The sequence below is a fragment of the Streptomyces sp. NRRL S-495 genome, from assembly GCF_000966955.1.
Classification (GTDB): domain Bacteria; phylum Actinomycetota; class Actinomycetes; order Streptomycetales; family Streptomycetaceae; genus Kitasatospora; species Kitasatospora purpeofusca.
In genome coordinates, this window is record NZ_JZWY01000455.1 from 1 (window position 1) to 367 (window position 367).

Sequence of the window (367 nt, forward strand, 5' to 3'; positions counted from 1 at the left end):
ACCTGGGACGACATGCTCGTCGAACGCGACTTCATGGAAGCCGCCTGGGACGTGCTGCGCGCCGCCGTCGCCTACGAGAAGCGCCGCCTGGCCAAGCCCTCGGGCTCCCCCTCCTTCTTCTGGAAGATGACCTTCGGCCACGCCATGGTCCGCAGCCGTGTCCAGCTCTCCCGCGAGCCCGACGACCTGCGCCAGGCCATAGCGCAACTCCCGCCCCGCCAGTTCGACGTGATCGTGCTCAAGCACTTCATGGAGCGCAGCCGCGAGGAGATCGCCTGGCTGCTGGGCATCAGGCCGGTGACCGTCGACCACCACCACCGCCGCGCCCGCCAGCAGCTGAGCCGCACCCTCGGCCGCCCTCTGCTGG

1 protein-coding gene is annotated in these 367 nt (G+C 70.0%); it reads left to right on the top strand.

Going from position 1 to position 367, the window contains the following annotated elements:
* The coding region (locus tag VR45_RS42585) for a sigma-70 family RNA polymerase sigma factor (protein WP_159394324.1) at positions 1 to 367 on the top strand (367 nt) is incomplete at both ends.